This window comes from Hydrocoleum sp. CS-953, from assembly GCF_002260545.1.
Lineage (GTDB): Bacteria > Cyanobacteriota > Cyanobacteriia > Cyanobacteriales > Microcoleaceae > Trichodesmium.
In genome coordinates this window covers 1-2,721 of sequence record NZ_LGSU01000312.1, presented here as the reverse complement: position 1 = coordinate 2,721, position 2,721 = coordinate 1, and the positions used below count along the sequence as shown (strand labels likewise).

At 37.0% G+C, this 2,721-nt stretch carries 4 protein-coding genes; all 4 read right to left on the bottom strand.

The genetic code is table 11. The annotated features are described in order from the left end of the window. Window positions 1-365: DUF2993 domain-containing protein (locus AFK68_RS02870; protein WP_143437457.1), on the bottom strand; the 365-nt coding region annotated here is incomplete at its 3' end. A gap of 478 nt (window positions 366-843) precedes the next feature. After that, window positions 844-1,446, bottom strand: coding sequence for a pentapeptide repeat-containing protein (locus AFK68_RS02865; RefSeq protein WP_094671476.1), 603 nt, complete (start codon window positions 1,444-1,446; stop codon window positions 844-846). 419 nt (window positions 1,447-1,865) lie between these two features. Further along, window positions 1,866-2,594 carry an HD-GYP domain-containing protein gene (locus tag AFK68_RS02860; RefSeq protein ID WP_305778122.1) on the bottom strand — a complete coding sequence of 243 codons (729 nt, stop codon included), beginning with the start codon at window positions 2,592-2,594 and terminating at the stop codon, window positions 1,866-1,868. Further along, window positions 2,591-2,662 (bottom strand): hypothetical protein, encoded by a 72-nt coding sequence (locus AFK68_RS43810; RefSeq protein WP_305778123.1) that lies wholly within the window; start codon window positions 2,660-2,662, stop codon window positions 2,591-2,593. The genes AFK68_RS02860 and AFK68_RS43810 overlap by 4 nt, the downstream gene beginning before the upstream one ends. Window positions 2,663-2,721 lie beyond the last annotated feature (59 nt).

The following is a 2,721-nucleotide window of genomic DNA, read 5'->3' as shown; positions in this document are numbered from 1 at the left end:
AATGGAGTATTAAAAGAGGTGGTCAAATCTGACTCACTTAATACTGTCCTCATCGTGGCCTGGATAGGTTGCTTGAGTTTTACTTTACCTGTAAAAATTGCACTGAAGTCTATCGATATAGCTTGCAGGTAAAGTTCCATGACTTCTATGCGAAGGCCATTATACATCTGCATTCCTTTGCCTATGAAATCAAACCCATCCAGACTACCCTGTAAGAGTTTGGCCACTGGCTCGGCGCGGACATTGGCTTCGACTTGATCAGAGCTTCTAAACAGAGCTGCAATTGCTGCTCCTGCTACCTTGCTAACTAGGCGGTCGCCACTTTGATTTTGCATTGGTGTACTCGTAAACAATGCCGTCACCATAATTTTTCAATATGTACCTTCACGGATATTATAACCTTTTTGTGAAGAATTGTAAAATTTACTTTGACTTGTGTAAATTTATTTGTACTTATGTAAATAATAAGCTGTACTATACTTTAAATTTTTTAATCAGAAAAGAAAGTAAATGAGGTAGTCTGAATAACTATCCTTATAGGATTTATCTATTAAAGAGGGAACAGGTATGGAGGGAATAGGTATGGAGGGAATAGGGAACAGGAAGAAATAATAGATAATTTCGCATGGGGGAATTGATTTTATTTTTAATTTTCACGCCTATGTCTATTGATTAATGCTTTGAGCGTGAACACTATTTTACACTTTGATATTTTTGCAGCTAGAGGATATGTAGTAAAGCTACTTTCTTGAAACTTGCAATATGGTATAGTTATCCGTACAAAAGGTAGGGTAGACAAGAAAATCAAACGTTTGACTTTTGACTTTTGATTTTTAACTTGACTTAATCCAGAGGTGTGCCTTGGACACAAGCATCAGTTAATAAAGTCCCGGTTAAGTCAGCCTTTTCTACTACAGCACAGAGCAAATTCGCTCTTTGTAAGTTTGTGCCTCGGAGTATCGCCCCACTTAGATTAGCCTCTTCTAAATCTGCTTGGGATAAGTCTGCACCAGAAAGATTAGCACTACTAAACTCTGCTTGAAACAAATTTGCTCTGATCAAATTCACTCCTCGTAAGTCAGCTCCCCGAAAATCAAGACCACTGAGGTCTAAATTGTTAAAGATAGCTCCATTTAAGAATGCTCCTGCAAAGCTAGCTTCTCTAAGTTGAGCATCGATAAAAATAGCACCCCGTAAATCTGCATTACGAAAGTCTGCTCCTTTCAAGTCAGCACCAGTAAAATCTACACCCCGAAGATTAGCTCTCAATTTTGCTCTTTGTAGATTTGCACCAGCAAAATTAACTCCAACTAAGTGAGCTTGGTTAAAGTCTACTTCTGGAAGTTGAGTTCCAGCTAAATCCGCACCAGGGAGGTGAGCATTTGCTAAATCTTTAATTTTACCTGCTCGAACTGCTGAAATGTCAAGAGATTTTAATTCATTCATCTTTATCAATTATTTGGATGTTAAGTTTTCGCTTTTTGTTGAAATCATCTCTGTGGGTTTTACAAGGGATAGAATTTCAACCAGTTATTAGAGTATTTTAAGCTTTATGTGTCAATATGACCTAATTAATGGATAATTAATAATGGATAATTGATAATTAGGGTTTGCTCTCTTAATCTAAAAGTCTTTACAAATAAAAGGTGCCTCTTTAGGTATCAAAAAGTGGGAATATCTTCGGTAGCTCTGGTTCAAAAATTTAGCATATTTGGCTAACTATGACATAAAAATTACTCTTACTATTTTTCTAACCAGATTCAGTAGGTCTCAAGGTTGCCCTTTAAAAGGGATAAAAAAAAAGAAAATTCAATCTTTCAAGCCTCCGTGACCTATTTGATATAATTATCAATTCTCAATTATTATTAATGTACTGATGTTTTGGCGCTAATTGCTTCTTCTAACCACACATTAGGTAATTGACGTGGCCTTTCAGGTAATTCCATCAGACCCATTTCTGTTAATCGAATCACATTACTGAGAGTTTCTACTAAGGTAGGGTCAAAATAAGTGCCACTGCGATCGCTACAAATTTTTAGTGCATCTCCTAAAGTAAGAGCAGCACGTCTACCCCGTGGTTGTGTCAGCTCTTGGAAGTAAGATACTAAACCAAGAATACGAGACTCTATAGGTATTTCTTCTTCCCTCAGACCATCTGGTTTACCACTACCATCCCAATATTCTAAATGATGAGCAATAATGTTAGTGACTGGTGCTAATTCTGGCATTGCTGCTAATAATTGAGCGCCAAGTACACTCTTTTCCTGCCAAAAATTTAGACTTTTATCATCTAATTCATTAGGTGTTTTAGTAAATACTTCTTTTGGTGCTGAAACTAATCCAACTCGAAATAATAATCCTGCCAACCGCAAACGTCGCAATTTCAGGGTTGGTAAATCTAACATTTGCCCTAAAGTTTCAGATAAAGCTGCTACTTGGAGAGAAGCAATAGGGTTTGTTTCATCTTGCTCGTCTACTTTCTGTGCCATCCGTAAAAATGCCTGCAATTTGTTAGCATTGAGGTTGCGACTGACTCGTAATGCTTGACCTTCTAATTCCCACAGTTCCCTTGTTTGTCTATTTATGGCAATCATTTGTTCTGAGTTGTTTGCAGGTAAGAAACTATTCTAGAAACTACATCACTCATATCTGTAGGTGGCATACCTTCAGTATTGATAATTGCCTGATGTTGTTTTTGAATTGTATCTGCTAGTCCAGGAT